The following is a 15093-nucleotide window of genomic DNA, read 5'->3' on the forward strand; positions in this document are numbered from 1 at the left end:
CGCACGGGTGTTTCAGGCGGGCAGCCGCCATCTGGTAGCCGTCAAAGGCTCACCCGGTGCGCGTCAACTCGGCGTGTATGGGGCGGGTGCACAAGCCACCCGGTAACGTCAGGCCTGTGCTCATCCGGTGGCGTGCCGTCCCCCCGAGGCAGGTGGGGGCTTTCCCCCGGCGTGGCGCGCTGGCCCTGGGCTGTGTCGCGGCCGCGCTGATGGGCATCGTGGGATGTACCTCCGTCACCAACGGAACGGCGACCCCGGACACCAAAGTCGCCCCCGCCTACCGCCAGTCGGTGTCCGCGTCGGTGTCGGCCTCGTCGGCGACGTCGAGCGTCCGGGAGTCCCAGCGCCAGCAGTCGCTGACCACCAAGGCGGTGCGCACCGCCTGCGCCTCGCTGATCACCACCAGCAAGAACGCGATCGACAAGACCAACGAATTCGTCCAGGCGTTCAATTCGGGCCGCGGCACCGGCCCCACCGAGGGCCCGGCGATCGACGCCCTCAACGACAGCGCCACCACGGTGGCCAACAGCTTCAATGACGCGATGTCGCAGCAGATCAAGGACGCGTTCAACGCGTACATCGACGCCGCGCACTCGGTGGCCAACGCCATTGGCACACACGCGGGGACGTCGGAATTCAACAAACGCGTCGATCAGCTCAACGACACGAAAAAGAAGGCGATCAAACTCTGCTTGGCAACGTAATGAGGCGGAAGTGTGAACGGGATCCGCGCTGTGCGACGATAATCCCGAAGCGCACATCGCGAGGGAATTGAAGGAGGCTCCACGGTGGTCGCGGCGGATCACGCCCCGAGCTACGCTCGCAAACTGGGCATCCAACCCGACCATGTTGTCCAGGAGTGGGGCTGGGACGAAGACACCGACGATGAGATCCGCGCGGCGGTCGAGGAAGCCTGCGGCAGCGAGCTGCTCGACGAGGACACCGACGAGGTAGTCGACGTCGTGCTGCTCTGGTGGCGCGACGGCGACGGCGACCTGGTGGACACGCTGATGGACGCGATCGGCCCGCTCGCCGAGGACGGCGTGATCTGGGTGCTGACCCCCAAGACCGGAAAACCGGGACACGTGCTGCCGGCCGAGATCGCCGAGGCGGCCCCCACCGCCGGTCTGATGCCGACCTCGTCGGTCAACCTGGGGGATTGGGCCGCCAGCCGTCTGGTGCAGCCCAAGTCCCGGGCCGGGAAGCGTTGATGCTGTCGGTCGGCACCGCCGCCCCGGACTTCACTCTGCGCGACCAGAATCAACAACGCGTCACGTTGAGCTCCTACCGCGGCGCCAAGAACGTTCTGCTGGTGTTCTTCCCGCTGGCGTTCACCGGGATCTGCCAGGGCGAGCTGGACCAGCTGCGGGATCATCTGCCCGACTTCGAGAACGACGACAGCGCGGTGCTGGCCATCTCGGTGGGCCCGCCGCCCACGCACCGGGTCTGGGCGTTGGACAGCGGCTTCACCTTCCCGGTGCTGTCGGATTTCTGGCCGCACGGCGCGGTCAGCCAGAGCTACGGCGTGTTCAACGAGGACGCCGGCTACTCCAACCGCGGGACGTTCGTCGTTGACCGGGCCGGGCTCATTCGATTCGCCGAGATGAAACAGCCCGGGGAGTCGCGCGATCAACGGTTGTGGACCGACGCCCTGGCGGCCTTGAGGGCCTGATTTTGGGGACTTGGCCGGCGGGCGGGTAGCCTGCCCGCAGCAACGGGCGCGTAGCTCAGTGGTAGAGCTCTGGTTTTACACACCAGCGGTCGGCGGTTCGATACCGTCCGCGCCCACTCCTTTTGGCGGTTCGCGGCCGTAACGTGCGGCGACTTTGGGCGCCGATGTTACGTGCGCGGCCCTATCCGGAGGGCCGGTACTCGGGCCCCGAAATCCAGGCCCGGGCGCCGGCGAGCACCGCGGCGTGCACCGCCCGGGCGATCCGGGCGCCGAACACCGAGCGCGGCCCGCCATAGGTCTCCTCGGCCCCGTCCGTCGGGCAGTGCACGACGACCGCGTCCGACGCGGTTCCGGTGGCGCGCACCCCGACCTCGTGCAACGCCTGCGCCTTGGCCTCCGTGGCGGTGGCCACGGCGTTGACCAGCGCCGCCCCGGACAGCCGCACCGGCACCGCGACCACGATGTTGATGGTCCCCACCCGGTACCCGTCGCCATCGGTGAGCGGCCGGTACTCGACGATCTCGTAGTCGGTGAACGCGGTCGTGCGCAGGCCGGCCGGCACCTCCCGGCGGAAGTGCCGGTCGGGCGCAGCCGCCCAGGCGGGGCTGGACAGCCCGACCGTCGCGGTGGCGTGCACACCGCCGTCGGCGGCGAGGTGGTAACGGGTCACGTCGACCGCGGTGAGCAGCCCGCAGCCGGTGCCGGCGAGACCCAGCGCGGCGCCGATCTCGGTCAGGTGGCGGTCCGGGTCGGTCCGGTGGTAATCCAGGGGGACCGTCGCGTTGACCAACCAGTCGCGGGCGCCGACGCCGCCGCCGAGCGGGCCCGACGCGATGCACAGCCGGGGCTCGCGGAATTGCCAGACGAGCAACGGGATCGACCGACTGTGTTCCACTCGCGTGGTCAACCTGGGATCCATGGTCACATCCTCGCGTGCCGACCCACCCCGCGCGTCGCCGGTGTCACCGACGGCGGCACTATGAAGCGCGTGAAACCGTTCCGCATCGACGTTTCCGACGAGGTTCTCGACGATCTGCGCGCGCGGCTGGCCCGAACCCGTTGGCCCGAGGCCGAATGCGTCGACGACTGGAGCCAGGGCATGCCGCTGGCCTACACCCGCGAGCTGGCCGACTATTGGGCCAACGACTACGACTGGCGGGCGCGGGAGGCCGCGCTCAATCGCTTCGACCACTTCATCACCGAGATCGACGGGCTCGACATCCATTTCATCCACCAGCGCTCGCCGCACGAGGGCGCCTTCCCGTTGGTGATCACCCACGGCTGGCCGGGCTCGATCGTGGAGTTTCACAAGGTGATCGAGCCGCTGACCAACCCCGCGTCGGGTCGCGCCGAGGACGCCTTCCACGTCGTGTGCCCGTCGCTGCCGGGCTACGGGTTCTCCGGCAAGCCCAACGGCGCGGGCTGGGGCGTGGAAAAGATCGCCGAGGCGTGGGAAACGCTGATGGTGCGCCTGGGCTACGAGCGCTACGGCGCCCAGGGCGGCGACTGGGGCGCCGCGGTCACCACCCAGATCGGCCGCAACCGGGGCCACTGCGCGGCCATCCACCTCAACATGCCGGTCGGCAGGCCCACCAAGGAAGCGCTGTCGAATCCCACCGAGGAGGAGCGGCAAGCCATGGCCGGGTTGGCCAATCACCGCAAATGGGGCACCGGCTACTCCAAGCAACAGTCCACCCGGCCGCAAACGCTGGGCTACGGGTTGGCCGATTCGCCGGTGGGCCAGCTGGCGTGGATCGTCGAAAAGTTCTGGGACTGGGCGGATTGCGACGGGCATCCCGAGAACGCGGTCAGCCGCGACGAGCTGCTCGACAACGTGATGGTCTACTGGGTGACCAACACCGCCGCGTCCTCGGCCCGCCTGTACTGGGAGAGCTTCGCGGTGTGGGGTAGGGGAGACCGCGTCGAATTGCCCACGGGCGTCGCGGCTTTCCCCGGCGAACTGCTCAAGGCGCCGCGCAGCTGGTGCGAGCCGGTCTACAACATCACCCACTGGACCGACATGCCGCGCGGCGGGCACTTCGCGGCGTTCGAGGAACCGGAGCTGTTCGTCGAGGATCTGCGCGCGTTTTTCGCGACGGTGCGCTGAACGAATCAGCCCGGCGGGGCGAAGAACTCGAGCGCGATGCCGTCGGGGTCGCGGAAACTGAGGCCCGAGCCGTAGGGGGCGTCCACGATGCCGCCGTGCTCGATGCCCAGTTCGCCCAGCCGGGTGACCCAGTTCTCCAGCTCGGCGCGGCCGGCGCAGCCGAAGCCGACGTGGTCCAGGCCCACGCGGTGTTCGCTGAATCGTTCGTCGGTAGCCGGGCGGTCGTGCTGGTGAATTCCGAAGACGGTGCCGCCGTCGAGCATCCACACCTGGTGCCGGAAGCCGGCGTCGGTGTGTTCGTCGAGCATCGGGTCGGTGCCGAGCAGGTTGCGATACCACTGGCCGCTGACTTCGATGTCGCGCACGGTGACCGCGACGTGGTTGAGCGCTGGGAAAGCCATGGTGTCGACTCTAACCCTCGACGGGCCGGCTGCGCAGACGTGCCCGAGATCGCCTGCCCCACAGGCAAAGTGATGCGACCCGGGTCGCGCGCCGGGCGCCTCGTGGGGACGGTCACCTCCGGTGTGAGACGCTGCCGGGGTGTTTGCGACGCCCCGCACGGCCGGCGTGCTGGTCGGTTACCTGGCCGATCGCGCGCTGGGCGACCCGCGACGCGGCCACCCCGTCGCCGCGTTCGGCACGGCCGCCGCCGCGCTGGAGAGCCTGACCTACCGCGAGAGCAGGGCCGCCGGCGCCGTCCATGTCGGCCTGCTGATCGGGTCGTTGGGACTGCTGGGAGCGGCGGCGCAACGGGCCGCCGGGCGCGGCGGCCGGCCGTGCTCGATCGCGGTGACCGCCGCGGCCACCTGGGTCTGCCTGGGCGGAACGTCGTTGGCGCGCACCGGGCTGGCCATGGCGGAGCTGCTGGAGCGCGGCGACGTCGAGGGCGCGCGCGGGCTGCTGCCGTCGCTGTGCGGGCGCGACCCCGCGTCGCTGGACGGCGCGGGCCTGACCCGGGCGTCACTGGAATCGGTCGCCGAGAACACCTCCGACGCCCAGGTGGCGCCGCTGCTCTACGCGGCGGCCGGCGGGGTGCCCGCGGTGCTGGCCTACCGCGGCGTCAACACCCTGGACGCCATGGTCGGCTACCGGTCGCCGCGCTACCTCCGATTCGGTTGGGCCGCAGCGAGATTGGACGACGTCGCCAACTACATTCCCGCGCGGGTGACGGCGTCGCTGGCGGTGCTGTCGGCGCCCCTGGTCGGCGGCTCAGCGTCGGGGGCGGCGCGGGCGTGGCGGCGCGACGCCGGCCGCCATCCCAGCCCCAACGCCGGCGCCGTCGAGGCGGCGTTCGCCGGGGCGCTGGGTGTGCGCCTGGGCGGGCCCACCCAATACCGTCACGAGCTGCAGATCCGGCCGACGCTCGGTGACGGCCGGGAACCCACCGTGGCCGACCTGCGGCGCGCGGTCGCGCTGTCGTCGCTGGTGCAAGCGGGCGCCGCGCTGCTGGCCGGGCTGCTGTCGGGTTATCGGCGTCGGCCGTAACGGTCGGCGAGTTTGTCCTCCACCGTCTGCGGTGCCTCGGGGGCGGGCGCCGACGCGGCGGAGGGTGACTGCTTTTCCTGGCGGCGCGCCCGGATCTCGGAATAGGCGAAGTAGCCCAACCCGATCGGGGCGAGGATGCCGAACGCGATCCACTGGATGCCATAGGACAGGAACGGGCCGGCGTCCAGCTGCGGCACGCCGACCAACCCGAGGCCGCCGGGCTGACCGTCGACCAATTGCAGATAGGACCCGGCCAGCGGGACCTTGGTCAGCACGGCGATCTGCCCGGTGTCGATCGAATACACCTGCTGCACACCGTCTCCCACGAACGGATCCTTGCCCGCCACGGGGGGCTCCGAGTTGCGCAGCCGCGCCGTGACGGTCACCGTGTCGGCGGGCGGGCGGGGGATCGGCGGAACGCGAGATCCCTCCAACGGACGCACGTAACCGCGGTCGACCAGCACGGTGGGGCCGCCGTCGACGACGAAGGGCGCCAGCACCTCGAAGGCCGGTTTGGAGTCGATCACCCGCAGCCGGGCCAGCACCTGGACGTCGGGCAGGTAATGCCCGGTCGCGGTGACCTGACGCCACTGATGGCCGGGGGCGGCCGAGTTCTGCTGCGGCAGCAGGGTTTTCACCGGGACGGGCGCGGTGTTCAGGGAGTGCTCGATTTGGTGGTTCTCCCGCGAGGTCCTGTTGTGCTTGCCCAGCTGCCACGGCGCGAGCACCGTGAAGCACAGATAGGCGAACGCGATGACCACCAGTGCCAGCACGATCCAGCCCGGGCGCAGCACGAACGCCAACCTGCGCATCACCCCGACCCGTTCTGCGCGAGGCGTTCATCGACCCAGTCGTGCAGGCCGGGCAGCGCGGCCTCGATGACGGTGTAGACGCGTTCGAAGTCGCTGGTGTCACCGTAGTAGGGGTCGTCGACGTCGGGGGTGTGCGCGCCGGTGCGCGGATCGAAAGACCGCAGCATCTTGACGCGGTCCTCGTCGGCGCCCAGGTGCCGCAGCATCCGGGCGTGGTTGCGGTCCAGGGCCACCACCAGATCGGCCGCCAGGTGCTCGGCGTCGACCTGCGCGGCGCGGTGCTCGGTCGGGTAGCCGTGGGCGCGCAGCACGCCGGCGGCCCGCTCGTCGGCGCACTCGCCGACGTGCCAGTTGCCGGTGCCGGCGCTGCTCACCCGCACCGCGTCGCCCAGACCCCGGCGGCGCAATTGGTCGGCGAACATCTTCTCGGCCATCACCGACCGGCAGATGTTGCCGGTGCACACGAACGTGATGTGCAGCGGCTCGCGCTCAGACACCCAGGGCCCTCCGTAGCTCGTCGACGGTCGCGGCGTGCGTCACCCCGCTGAACGTGTCGGCGCGGCCGTACCCCCAGCCGACCACCACCGTGTCGATGCCGTGCGCGGCGGCGCCGTGCACGTCGTGGCTGCGGTCGCCGACCATCAGCACCCGCTCGGGCAGCGGCTCCAGCTGCGAAAGCGCATGGGCGAGCACCTCGACCTTGGCTTTGCGGGAGCCGTCGGGGCTCGCCCCGGCGATGACCTCGAAATGGTGGTCGAGCCCGAAATGGGCGAGGATGCGCCGCGCGGTGGGTTCCAGCTTGGAGGTGGCCACGGCCAGCCGGACGCCGGCGGCGCGCAGATCGACCAGCAGCGCCTCGATGCCGTCGAAGAGCGCGTTCATCGCCCACCCCCGGGCGCCGTACTCCGCGCGGAAGGCCGCGATCGCCTCCTCGGCGGCGTCGCCGAGCTCCATGGACCGGAAGGTGTCGTCCATCGGCGGGCCCACGATCTGGGCGACGAGGTCGCCCGGGGGCACCGGGGCGCCGATGTGATCGAGCGCATGCAGGAAGCTGGCCACGATGCCCTCCGCGGAGTCGGTCAGCGTGCCGTCGAGATCGAAGATCACCAGCTGCGCCCCTGGGGCTTGGCGATCGGTGGACGTTGCGCCTGTCACCTCACCATTGTCCTCGATGGGCGCGGACGGGTACGACGGTGTTGCCGGTGTTCGTCCGGCCGGCCCGCGCGGCGCACTAGTGTTTCACGGATGGCGAGTCTGAACCTGAGCCCGCCTGCGGCGCGCTATCACGGCGATCAGGCCGTCGCGCCCGGGATGCTGGACTTCGCCGTCAACGTCCGTCACGGCCAACCGCCCGACTGGCTGCTGGGGCGGCTGGCCGCGCGGCTGCCCGACCTGGCGCGCTACCCGGGCGTCGACGACGTCCGCGCGGCGCAGGACGCGGCCGCCCAGCGGCACGGCCGGGCCCGCGACGAGGTGCTGCCGTTGGCCGGGGCGGCCGAGGCCTTCGCGCTGCTGGGCAACCTGCGCCCGGCGCGGGCGGCGATCATCGCGCCGGCATTCACCGAGCCGGAGGCGGCGCTGAGTGCCGCCGGAGTGCCGGTGCACCACGTGGTGCTGCGGCCGCCGTTCGACCTCGCGGGCGCGGTGGCCCCCGAGGACGCCGACCTTGTCGTGGTGGGCAATCCCACCAATCCCACCTCGGTGCTGCACCGCCGCGAGGAGCTGCTCGCGTTGCGCCGGCCCGGCCGGATCCTGGTAGTCGACGAGGCCTTCGCAGACTCGATTCCCGGGGAGCCCGAATCGCTGGCCGGTGACGCGCTGCCCGACGTGCTGGTGCTGCGCAGCTTGACCAAGACGTGGGCGCTGGCCGGGCTGCGGGTGGGCTACGCGCTGGGGTCGCCGCAGGTGTTGGCGCGGTTGACCGCCACGCGGGCGCACTGGCCGGTGGGCACGCTGCAGCTGGCGGCCATCGCGGCGTGTTGCGCCCCGCAGGCGGTTGCCGACGCGGCAGCCGGGGCGGCGCGACTGGGGCGGCTGCGCGCCGAGATGGTGGCCGGGCTGGCGTCGGTGGGCGCCGACGTGGTCGACGGCCGGGCGCCGTTCGTGCTGTTCCGCATGCCGGAGGCCGTTGCATTGCGAAAACGACTGCATGACAGGGGAATTGCCATCCGTCGCTGTGATACGTTCGTCGGCTTGGACGAGCAGTACCTGCGGGCCGCGGTGCGCCGGGAGTGGCCGCTGCTGGTGCAGGCGATTTCGGAGGTGCGCCGGTGAGCGTGAAGCTGGCCGACGTCATCGCGGTGCTCGATGAGGCGTACCCGCCTCGGCTTGCCGAGGCATGGGATTCGGTGGGCCTGGTATGCGGTGACCCCGACGACAAGCTGGAGTCGGTGACCGTCGCGGTCGACGCGACGCCCGCGGTCGTCGACGAGGTTCCCGACGCCGGCCTGCTGCTGGTCCATCACCCGCTGCTGTTGCGGGGGGTGGACACCGTGGCGGCCAGCACGCCCAAGGGCGCGCTCGTGCACCGGATGATCCGGACCGGGCGTTCGCTGTTCACCGCGCACACCAACGCCGACTCGGCCAACCCGGGTGTGTCCGACGCGCTGGCGGCCGCCCTCGGGCTCGATGTCGAGGCCGCGCTGGAGCCGGCGACGGGTGCGCCCGGCCTCGACAAGTGGGTCATCTACGTGCCCAACGAGAACGCGGAAGCGGTGCAGGCGGCGGTGTTTGACGCCGGGGCCGGCCACATCGGCGACTACTCGCATTGCAGCTGGACCGTCACCGGGATCGGGCAGTTCCTGCCGCACGAGGGGGCCTCGCCCGCGGTGGGCAGCGTCGGCAACGTCGAGCGGGTCCCCGAGGACCGGTTCGAGGTCGTCGCGCCCGCGCGGGTCCGGGCCGCGGTGCTGGCGGCCCTGCGCGCCGCCCACCCCTACGAGGAGCCCGCGTTCGACATCTTCGCGATGGTCCCCCCACCCGGCGACGCCGGGCTGGGCCGCGTCGGCACGCTGGCCCGACCGGAACCGTTGCGCGACTTCGTCTCCCGCGTGCACGCCGCGTTGCCGCGGACGTCCTGGGGGGTGCGGGCCGCGGGTGACCCCGACATGCCGGTTTCGCGGGTCGCCGTCTGCGGCGGCGCCGGAGATTCGCTGCTGGCCGCCGCGGCCGGCGCGGGGGTGCAGGCCTACGTCACGGCCGATCTGCGGCACCACCCCGCCGACGAGCACCGCCGCGCCTCGGACGTTGCCCTGATCGATGTGGCACATTGGGCAAGTGAATTCCCGTGGTGCGAACAGGCCGCCGACCTGCTGCGGTCGCGTTTCGGTGCGGAGCTTGCGGTGCGAGTGAGCGCGATTCGCACCGACCCTTGGAATGTCGAGCGCGGTGACAACGAGTCCGGGGGAGAAGGGTCATGAAAGCCGAAGTGGCACAGCAACGTTCGCTGCTCGAGTTGTCGAAACTGGATGCTGAGCTGTCCCGCCTCACGCACCGGGCGGCCCATCTGCCGGAGCAGGAGGCCTGCCGGCGCATGCAGGAGGAATACGACGCCGCCGGCGACCGCATCGGTGCGGTGCGGATCGCCCTGGAAGACATCGACGCCCACGTCAAGCGGCTCGAATCGGAGATCGACGCGGTGCGCCAGCGCGAAGACCGTGACCGGGCGCTGCTGCAGTCGGGAGCGACCGACGCCAAACAACTGGCGGACCTGCAGCACGAGCTGGAGACCCTGCAGCGTCGCCAGACCAGCCTGGAGGATTCCCTGCTCGAGGTGATGGAACGTCGCGAGGAGCTGCAGTCCCAGCTGGACACCGAGCAGAAGGCCCTCGACACCCTGGAGGCCGAAATGGCCGGTGCGCGGCAGGCGCTCGACGCCGCGCTCGCCGAGCTCACCGAAGCCCGCGAGCTGCATTCGTCACAACGCGACTCGCTGAGCGCCGCGCTGGACCCGGCCCTGTCCGCGCTCTACGAACGGCAGCGCGCCGGGGGAGGGCCGGGCGCCGCGCAGCTGCTGGGAAAGCGGTGCGGGGCCTGCCGGCTCGAGATCGACCGCGGGGAGCTGGCCCGCATCTCGGCCGCCGCCGAAGACGACGTGGTGCGATGCCCGGAATGCGGCGCGATCCTGCTGCGGGTCAAGGGATTCGATCAGTGAAGGTCGTCATCGAAGCCGACGGCGGATCACGCGGCAACCCCGGACCGGCCGGCTACGGCGCGGTGGTGTGGACCGAGGACCGCGCGACCGTCCTCGCCGAGAACAAGCAGGCCATCGGCCGGGCCACCAACAACGTCGCCGAATACCGCGGCCTGATAGCCGGTTTGGACGACGCCCTCAAGCTCGGCGCCAGCGAGGCCGCGGTGTATCTGGATTCCAAGCTGCTGGTGGAACAGATGTCCGGGCGGTGGAAGGTCAAGCACCCCGACCTGATCGAGCTGCATGCCCAGGCCCGAGCGCTGGCGGCGCGGTTCGACAGGATCAGCTACTCGTGGATTCCGCGGGAGCGCAATTCGCACGCCGATCGGTTGGCCAACGAGGCGATGGACGCCGCGGCCCGGGCCAACGGTGCGGCGGAGACGCCCGAGCCGGCCGAAAAGCCCGAGCCCCCCGGCGCCGAGACGGCGAAAACCGTTGCGGCACCGTCGCCGACGGCGCCGGGCTGGACCGGCGCGCGCGGCACCCCCACCCGGCTGCTGCTGCTGCGACACGGGCAGACGGAGCTGTCGGTGCAGCGCCGCTATTCGGGGCGCGGCAACCCGGCGCTCACCGAGGTGGGGCGGCGGCAGGCCGACGCGGCGGCGCGGTATCTGGCTCAGCGCGGCGGGATTTCGGCGGTCTTCTCCTCCCCACTGCAGCGGGCCTACGACACCGCGGCGGCGGCGGCCAAGGCCCTGGGCCTCGATGTGACCGTCGACGACGACCTGATCGAGACCGATTTCGGGGCCTGGGAGGGGCTGACGTTCGCCGAGGCCGCCGAGCGCGACCCGGAACTGCACCGTCGTTGGCTGCGCGACACCAGCACCGCCCCGCCGGGCGGCGAGAGCTTCGACGCGGTGCACGACCGGGTGTCACGGATCCGTGACCGCGTCCTCGCCACCCAGCAAGGCACGACGGTGCTGGTGGTGTCTCACGTGACGCCGATCAAGATGCTGCTGCGGGAGGCGCTGGACGCCGGGCCGGGCATCTTGTACCGGCTGCACCTCGATCTGGCGTCGCTGAGCATCGCCGAATTCTATTCCGACGGAGCCTCTTCGGTGCGCTTGGTGAACCAGACGGCGTACCTAGCCGGCTGAGGGCGACGCGCCGCCGTAATCGCCGAAGGACCACAGGTTGCCTTCGGGATCGCGGACGGTGAATTCGCGTGCGCCGTAGTCGGTTTCGGCCAGCGGCCGCACCACCTCGGCCTTGTGCCGCAGCACCCGTTCGTAGAGCGCGTCGGGATCGGCGGTGACGACGTAGCCGCCGGCGGTGCCCGGTTCGCGGCACCACTGCGCGTCGGGCTTGTGGCTGCCCAGCATGATCCCTCCGCAGCCGTACGGCCAGTTCAGTTGCGCGTGATCGACGGTCTCGCCCTGGCCGTAGCGCGCCGTGAGGACGAAGCCGAATGTCTCGACGTAGTAATCGATCAGCGTGGGGGCGTCATGGGCCTGCAATGTCAACCAGACGGTCGGATTCGAAGCGGTCATGGTCCCACTGTGCGCCGAACGAGTGGCCGCCGTCTTGAATGTTTCGGAACTCGTCGGCCAGCCACCGTCGCGGCGGCACTCCGACGAACCGGACGAATTCGCGGGTCAGGTGCGCCTGGTCGCTGTACCCCGTGGCGGCCGCGACCCCCGCGAGGTCGACGCGTCCGTGCCGGCGCGCCGACGCGGCGATGCGCGCCGTCGCGTGCTGGAAGCGCATCAGCATCGCCACCGTCTTGGGCGAGCGGCCGACCTCCTGGCCGAACAGCGTCGTCAGGTGCCGGGTGGTCACGCCGACCGTCTCCGCCACCGCGGCCACCGGTATCCGGCCCCGGCTGCGCTCCAGCAGGTGCCAGGCATGCGCGACCTCGGGACGCACGGTCGCGCTCTCGCGGCGCCGCCGCGCCTCGACGAGGTAGCGGGCCACCAGAGCGAACACGTCCGGCCAGCCGTGCGCCTCGGTCACCCGATCGTGCAATTCGAGGCCGCCGCGATCCAGCACGGCGGTCGCGTCGTACTCGGCGACGGGAAGCTCGGCGCTCGGCACGCCGAACAGCGCGCGCGATGCGAGCGGATGCACCGCCAGCTGCACGCCGGCCTGGCCCCGGCGCTGCCGCACGTGGCTGGCCTGCACGTGCAGCCCGCTCAGCAGCAGCGGGTTGGGGCGCGCGACGGCCAGCGCGTCGGCGCTGTCGCCGGCTTCCACCCCGTCGTCGAGGCTGACGATGAACGTCAACAACGCGGATGGCATGCCGCGGTGCACGGTCTCGGGAACGTCGAGCGTGCGGTATCCGACCATGGACGTCACGCCCGGCGCACTGTGCGGCGGTGCGAGATGGTATTCCGAGCCCCGGTCCATCGCTCCACGCTAACGCCGCACCGGTCAGCTGTGCAGGTGCAGCCGCTCGCCGTGCGGGCCGAAGATCACGATCGCCTCCACCGGCCCGTCCACCACGCCGAACCAGTGCGGCGTCCACGTCGAGAATTCGACGGCCTGGCCCGGGTCGATGGTGAAGTCGCGGTCGCCGAGGATGAGGCGCATCCGGCCGGAGAGCACGTACATCCAGTCCTGCCCCTCATGCACGGGCAGCTCGGCGGGCGGATTGCGGCGCCGGGCGCTGACCCGAACCTTGAACGCGTGCAGGCCACCGGCGGGACCCTGACGGGTCAGCGGCGAGTAGGTGACGCCGTGGTGGGTGTGCGCGGCGCCGCGCACCCGCGGGTCCGGCGCCGACGAGGTCTGCAGCAGCTCGTCGGTGCTCACCGACAGGGCCCGGGCCAGCCGCGGCAGATGATCCAGCGCCAGGCGCCGTTTGCCGGACTCCAGGCGGCTCAGCGTCGAGACGTCGATGCCCGCCCGCGCGCCGACCTCCTGCAGCGTCATGCCGCGCTGCGCGCGCAGCTCCCGCAGTCTGCGCCGCACCACCAGGTCGATATCGGGGGTTTTTGCCTGCATGGCAATTCAGCTTGGCAAGTCGGGGCGGAATCGGCAAGCTCGCGGTATGGACAGTTCGTGCAAACCCGATGATGCCCAGCAATTCTGGGAAGACCGCTACCGTTCGACCGAGCGGGTGTGGAGCGGCCGGGTCAACCCCCGGCTCGCCGAGGTGGTCGCCGACCTGCCGCCGGGCCGCGCCCTGGACCTGGGCTGCGGGGAGGGAGCCGACGCCCTGTGGCTGGCCGACCGCGGCTGGCAGGTGGTGGCCGTCGACGTCTCTGACACCGCGCTGCAACGCGCCCGCGCGGCCGCATCGGCGCGGAATATGGCCTCCCGCATCGACTTTCAGCGGCACAACCTCAACGAGACGTTCCCGCAAGGGATGTTCGACCTGATCTCCGCCCAGTACTTTCATTCGCCGGCCCGCCTGGACCGCGAAGACGTGCTGCGGCACGCCGCCGAACGGGTGAATCCCGGTGGCGTGCTGCTGATCGTGGACCACGGGGCGGTGCCGCCGTGGGCGCAGCACCACGATCACTCCTTCCTCGGCATCGAGGAGGTGATCGCCTCGTTGCGGCTGGACACCGCCGCCTGGACGCGGCTGCGGGCCGAGGCCGTCGAACGCGAAATGACCGTCAACGGGGAAACGGCCAGGGTGCCCGACCACGTGATCGCCTTGCGGCGAGACCGATAACCCTCACGCCGCGTCGTGAAAGATCAGTCCCATGGCGTAGCGCTGCCCGGTGCGAACCACGGACACGCCGTGGCGCACCGGTGCCGCGGACCAACCGCGGGCCGAGGGCACCGGCCGCTCCCGCGTGGTGAAGACGTAGCCGTGTCCCTGCGGCAATTGTGTTGCCGTGCCCCGGGATTGCGCCCGCAGTCGCTGCTCGACCAGCAGGAACTCCCCGCCGGTGTAATCGGTGGCCGGGTCGCTGAGATTGATCACCACCTGCAGGGGGAACACCAGGTCCCCGTAGAGGTCCCGGTGCAGCGCATTCCAGTCGCCCGCACCGTATTTCAGCATCAGGGCGGTGGATCGGGTCTGGCCGGCGGCGTGGCAGGCCGCCAGCCAGTCGTCGAGGCGGTCCGGCCAGGGCGCGTCCCGGCCGAGCTTGGCACACCAGTCGCGGGCGATCGGCAGAAGCCGCGGATAGAGCGCCTGTTTGAGTTCCTCGATCGGCGCCGGGTAGGGCGCGTGGAAATAGCGGTACTGCCCGGACCCGTACCGTTTGGGCGCCATGTCGATCGTGGAGCGGAACAGGGCGTCGTCGGCGTAGAGCGCGCGCAGCCGCGCCGCCTCGCTGGGCGTGATCAGTCGCGGCAGCAGCGCCCCGCCGTACTCGTCGACCGCGGCGGCGATCGCGTCCCAATCGCCTGAATCGACACGCCTTTTCCACCGGGACATCGCGGGCCTTCCCATTCGTGATCCGAGTCCACGGTAAACGGTTGCTGGCCCCGGCCGGGTGCAGCGGGTACCGTTTATCGTCGCGGACGAGTTGGCCGGGCGGCCGCGGGCCGTCGCAAGGCGGTTCGAGGAAAGTCCGGACTTCACAGAGCAGGGTGATTGCTAACGGCAATCCGAGGTGACTCGCGGGAAAGTGCCACAGAAAACAGACCGCCACCCTCGCGGTGGTAAGGGTGAAACGGTGCGGTAAGAGCGCACCAGCATCCCGGGTGACCGGGGTGGCTCGGCAAACCCCACCCGAAGCAAGGCCAAGAAGGCCGTACCGCTGGTGCGGCCGCGCAGGCGTTCGAGGGCTGCTCGCCCGAGCCTGCGGGTAGGCCGCTCGAGGCACCCGGTGACGGTGTGTCCAGATGGATGGTCGCCGCCGCACCGCCGTTGCTCACGCGCGGCGGTGGGGAACAGAATCCGGCTTACAGGCCAACTCGTCCGCCT

At 71.0% G+C, this 15093-nt stretch carries 19 protein-coding genes, 1 tRNA gene and 1 other RNA gene; 12 read left to right on the forward strand and 9 right to left on the reverse strand.

Going from position 1 to position 15093, the window contains the following annotated elements; translation table 11 throughout:
* Positions 1 to 116: 116 nt before the first annotated feature.
* The 4 genes from W7U_RS06020 to W7U_RS06035 all read left to right on the forward strand — a co-directional run bounded on the left by W7U_RS06020 (position 117) and on the right by W7U_RS06035 (position 1788).
* Entirely contained in the window at positions 117 to 704 is a 588-nt protein-coding gene (locus W7U_RS06020; protein WP_036390648.1) for a hypothetical protein, read from the forward strand.
* Between the two features lie 84 nt (positions 705 to 788).
* Positions 789 to 1211, forward strand: a complete 423-nt coding sequence (locus tag W7U_RS06025) for a DUF3052 domain-containing protein (RefSeq protein ID WP_008255913.1) — start codon at positions 789 to 791, stop codon at positions 1209 to 1211.
* Positions 1211 to 1672 carry a peroxiredoxin gene (locus W7U_RS06030; protein WP_008255915.1) on the forward strand — a complete coding sequence of 154 codons (462 nt, stop codon included), beginning with the start codon at positions 1211 to 1213 and terminating at the stop codon, positions 1670 to 1672. The genes W7U_RS06025 and W7U_RS06030 overlap by 1 nt, the downstream gene beginning before the upstream one ends.
* Before the next feature lie 44 nt (positions 1673 to 1716).
* A tRNA-Val gene (locus tag W7U_RS06035) sits at positions 1717 to 1788 on the forward strand.
* Between the two features lie 65 nt (positions 1789 to 1853).
* Here the strand turns inward: W7U_RS06035 and W7U_RS06040 are convergent.
* On the reverse strand, positions 1854 to 2567 hold the full coding sequence (locus W7U_RS06040; RefSeq protein ID WP_008255917.1) for an adenosylcobinamide amidohydrolase: 714 nt from the start codon (positions 2565 to 2567) through the stop codon (positions 1854 to 1856).
* Positions 2568 to 2651: 84 nt separating this feature from the next.
* On the opposite strand from W7U_RS06040, the gene W7U_RS06045 reads away from it, so the two are divergent.
* On the forward strand, positions 2652 to 3779 hold the full coding sequence (locus W7U_RS06045; RefSeq protein ID WP_008255919.1) for an epoxide hydrolase: 1128 nt from the start codon (positions 2652 to 2654) through the stop codon (positions 3777 to 3779).
* A 5-nt stretch (positions 3780 to 3784) separates the two neighbouring features.
* Here the strand turns inward: W7U_RS06045 and W7U_RS06050 are convergent, their stop codons facing one another.
* A complete protein-coding gene (locus W7U_RS06050) occupies positions 3785 to 4180 on the reverse strand; it encodes a VOC family protein (protein ID WP_008255921.1) in 396 nt (131 codons plus the stop codon).
* A 139-nt stretch (positions 4181 to 4319) separates the two neighbouring features.
* Here W7U_RS06050 and W7U_RS06055 point away from each other — a divergent pair, with 139 nt between their 5' ends.
* The gene (locus W7U_RS06055) at positions 4320 to 5264 is read left to right on the forward strand and encodes a cobalamin biosynthesis protein (protein ID WP_008255923.1); all 945 of its coding nucleotides are present in this window, start codon (positions 4320 to 4322) and stop codon (positions 5262 to 5264) included.
* On the opposite strand, the gene W7U_RS06060 is transcribed toward W7U_RS06055, so the two are convergent.
* The 3 genes from W7U_RS06060 to W7U_RS06070 are packed head-to-tail and all read right to left on the reverse strand — an operon-like array spanning position 5246 to position 7231.
* Positions 5246 to 6076 carry an SURF1 family protein gene (locus W7U_RS06060; RefSeq protein ID WP_008255925.1) on the reverse strand — a complete coding sequence of 277 codons (831 nt, stop codon included), beginning with the start codon at positions 6074 to 6076 and terminating at the stop codon, positions 5246 to 5248. The two genes, W7U_RS06055 and W7U_RS06060, sit on opposite strands and share 19 nt — an antisense overlap.
* Positions 6076 to 6573 (reverse strand): low molecular weight protein-tyrosine-phosphatase, encoded by a 498-nt coding sequence (locus W7U_RS06065; protein ID WP_008255927.1) that lies wholly within the window; start codon positions 6571 to 6573, stop codon positions 6076 to 6078. The genes W7U_RS06060 and W7U_RS06065 overlap by 1 nt, the downstream gene beginning before the upstream one ends.
* The gene (locus W7U_RS06070) at positions 6566 to 7231 is read right to left on the reverse strand and encodes an HAD-IA family hydrolase (protein WP_026071565.1); all 666 of its coding nucleotides are present in this window, start codon (positions 7229 to 7231) and stop codon (positions 6566 to 6568) included. Before W7U_RS06070 ends, W7U_RS06065 begins: the two co-directional genes overlap by 8 nt.
* Before the next feature lie 90 nt (positions 7232 to 7321).
* Between W7U_RS06070 and cobC the strand changes: the two genes are divergently transcribed.
* Genes cobC through W7U_RS06090 form a run of 4 tightly spaced genes read left to right on the forward strand, consistent with a single transcriptional unit; the run spans position 7322 to position 11365 of the window.
* Positions 7322 to 8350 carry an Rv2231c family pyridoxal phosphate-dependent protein CobC gene (gene cobC, locus W7U_RS06075; protein WP_008255931.1) on the forward strand — a complete coding sequence of 343 codons (1029 nt, stop codon included), beginning with the start codon at positions 7322 to 7324 and terminating at the stop codon, positions 8348 to 8350.
* Positions 8347 to 9495, forward strand: coding sequence for a Nif3-like dinuclear metal center hexameric protein (locus tag W7U_RS06080; protein ID WP_008255933.1), 1149 nt, complete (start codon positions 8347 to 8349; stop codon positions 9493 to 9495). The genes cobC and W7U_RS06080 overlap by 4 nt, the downstream gene beginning before the upstream one ends.
* Positions 9492 to 10229 (forward strand): zinc ribbon domain-containing protein, encoded by a 738-nt coding sequence (locus W7U_RS06085; RefSeq protein WP_008255935.1) that lies wholly within the window; start codon positions 9492 to 9494, stop codon positions 10227 to 10229. The genes W7U_RS06080 and W7U_RS06085 overlap by 4 nt, the downstream gene beginning before the upstream one ends.
* Positions 10226 to 11365: a bifunctional RNase H/acid phosphatase gene (locus tag W7U_RS06090; protein ID WP_008255937.1), complete on the forward strand. Its 1140-nt coding sequence runs from the start codon at positions 10226 to 10228 to the stop codon at positions 11363 to 11365. Before W7U_RS06085 ends, W7U_RS06090 begins: the two co-directional genes overlap by 4 nt.
* Here W7U_RS06090 and W7U_RS06095 read toward each other — a convergent pair.
* From W7U_RS06095 to W7U_RS06105, 3 genes are all read right to left on the reverse strand, one after another.
* Positions 11354 to 11758: a VOC family protein gene (locus tag W7U_RS06095; protein WP_014379932.1), complete on the reverse strand. Its 405-nt coding sequence runs from the start codon at positions 11756 to 11758 to the stop codon at positions 11354 to 11356. The genes W7U_RS06090 and W7U_RS06095 overlap by 12 nt on opposite strands.
* Positions 11712 to 12554: an AraC family transcriptional regulator gene (locus W7U_RS06100; RefSeq protein ID WP_036429208.1), complete on the reverse strand. Its 843-nt coding sequence runs from the start codon at positions 12552 to 12554 to the stop codon at positions 11712 to 11714. The genes W7U_RS06095 and W7U_RS06100 overlap by 47 nt, the downstream gene beginning before the upstream one ends.
* Positions 12555 to 12638: 84 nt before the next feature.
* Entirely contained in the window at positions 12639 to 13211 is a 573-nt protein-coding gene (locus W7U_RS06105) for an XRE family transcriptional regulator (RefSeq protein ID WP_008255945.1), read from the reverse strand.
* A 46-nt stretch (positions 13212 to 13257) separates the two neighbouring features.
* On the opposite strand from W7U_RS06105, the gene W7U_RS06110 reads away from it, so the two are divergent.
* Positions 13258 to 13887 carry a class I SAM-dependent methyltransferase gene (locus W7U_RS06110; RefSeq protein WP_008255946.1) on the forward strand — a complete coding sequence of 210 codons (630 nt, stop codon included), beginning with the start codon at positions 13258 to 13260 and terminating at the stop codon, positions 13885 to 13887.
* A 3-nt stretch (positions 13888 to 13890) separates the two neighbouring features.
* Here W7U_RS06110 and W7U_RS06115 read toward each other — a convergent pair whose 3' ends face one another.
* Positions 13891 to 14601 (reverse strand): 2OG-Fe(II) oxygenase, encoded by a 711-nt coding sequence (locus tag W7U_RS06115; protein WP_008255948.1) that lies wholly within the window; start codon positions 14599 to 14601, stop codon positions 13891 to 13893.
* 87 nt (positions 14602 to 14688) lie between these two features.
* Here W7U_RS06115 and rnpB point away from each other — a divergent pair.
* An RNA gene (rnpB, locus tag W7U_RS25045) (RNase P RNA component class A) lies at positions 14689 to 15090 on the forward strand.
* Positions 15091 to 15093: the final 3 nt, after the last annotated feature.

It is taken from the genome of Mycobacterium sp. H4Y, from assembly GCF_000364405.1.
GTDB lineage: Bacteria > Actinomycetota > Actinomycetes > Mycobacteriales > Mycobacteriaceae > Mycobacterium > Mycobacterium intracellulare.